Below are 1,563 nucleotides of genomic sequence, written 5' to 3' on the forward strand. Positions count from 1 at the left end.
GAGTTGGAGGCGACGGTGGTACGGGAGGTCGCGGCGCGGGCGGTCGCGGAGTTCCGGGAGCGCACGGAGGCGCTGGTGCCCGAGCGGCGCGGCCGGGCGGAGTTGGACGCCCTGGCGGAGGAGCTGTGGAGCGGGCGGTTGCCCGGCGGCGGGGCAGGGGTGACGTTGCGGGTGGTGCACACCGCGCACGCGCTCGGGTTCCTGCCCGCGCGCCGGTCGGGCGAGGCCGCGGGCGAGGCGGTCGCGGTGCTCGCGGCGGGTCCGTGGGTGCGGCTGCGTACCGGTTACGGGTCGGTGGCGATGCGTGGGGCGTCGGGGGCGTCCGGACTGACCGTCTCCCCGTTCTGACCCGGGACGCACCGCGCTGACGGATCTGCCGGCGCCGGTGGCCTTGGCCGGTGCTCGGTGCTCGGTGCACGGTGATCCGCGATCCGTGGTCGGTGGTTCGTGGCGTGGTCAGGGCGGGCGCGGCTACTCCTCCGGGCGGTCCGGCCAGACCCCGATGTGGTCCTGCTCCAGTTCCAGCAGCACCCGGGAGCGGATGTCCAACGCGTCGGTGTAGTCGCGCGGGATCTGGAGCCGGCCGGCGCGGTCGACGGTGGCGTACTCCCGGGCCACGACCGACTCCTGGCCGTGCTCGTCGACTTCGGTTCGGCGGACCACCTCGGAGGCGGTACGGCCGTCGCGGATGGCGACCGTGCGCTGGACGGCGCTCGACACCGCGTGGTCGTGGGTGACCACGACGACGGTGGTGCCCAACTCCTCGTTGGCGGTGCGGAAGGACGCGAAGACCTGCTCGCCGGTGGCCGAGTCCAGTTCGCCGGTCGGCTCGTCGGCGAGGATCACCGAGGGGTTGTTGGCGAGGGCGACCGCGATCGCGGCGCGCTGCTGCTCGCCGCCGGACATCTGGCCCGGGTGCCGGTCCCGGCAGTAGCCGACGCCGAGCATGTCGAGCAGTTCGGCGGCGCGGGCGGACCGCCGGCGCTTGGTGCGTAGACCGGTGCGGCCGGCCAGTTGCATGGGCAGCACCACGTTCTGGGCCGCGGTCAGGTACGGCAGCAGGTTGCGGGCGGTCTGCTGCCAGACGAAGCCGACCATGTGGCGGCGGTAGCTCAGCCGGGAGGAGGCGTCCATGGCGAGCAGGTCGTAGCCGCCGACGGAGGCCGCGCCCGCGGTGGGGACGTCGAGGCCGGCGAGGATGTTCAGCAGCGTGGACTTGCCGCTGCCGGACGCGCCCACCAGCGCCATCAGTTCGCCCTTGCCGACCAGCAGGTCGAGGCCCTGGAGCGCCTGCACCTCGACGCCGTCCGTGGTGAAGATCCGGACCAGACGGTCGCAACTGATCAGTGCGTCATGCCCGTACGCGGGGCCGTCCCGGCGGGCGGCGGCCTGCTGCTCCAGGTCGGCGAGGCTGCGCACCGCAGAACGCCCGCCCGCCGTGGCCGCCGTTGCCTCTGCGCCCGCCGTGCCGCCGGAATCGCCCGTGCCGGCTGGACCCGAACTGGCCGTACCCGAGCCGGTCGGGCCCGCGCCCGCCGTACCCGCGCCCGCCAGGGCCGTGAC

Annotated in this window: 2 protein-coding genes; one reads left to right on the forward strand and one right to left on the reverse strand. The window is 74.8% G+C overall.

Going from position 1 to position 1,563, the window contains the following annotated elements; genetic code table 11:
* On the forward strand, positions 1-348 hold a 348-nt coding region (locus tag AC13HU_RS36880; RefSeq protein WP_483046362.1), incomplete at its 5' end, for a DUF8185 domain-containing protein.
* Between the two features lie 123 nt (positions 349-471).
* On the opposite strand, the gene AC13HU_RS36885 is transcribed toward AC13HU_RS36880, so the two are convergent.
* Positions 472-1,419 (reverse strand): ABC transporter ATP-binding protein, encoded by a 948-nt coding sequence (locus AC13HU_RS36885; protein ID WP_483046363.1) that lies wholly within the window; start codon positions 1,417-1,419, stop codon positions 472-474.
* Positions 1,420-1,563: the final 144 nt, after the last annotated feature.

The sequence above is a fragment of the Streptomyces sp. NH27 genome (genome assembly GCF_056859195.1).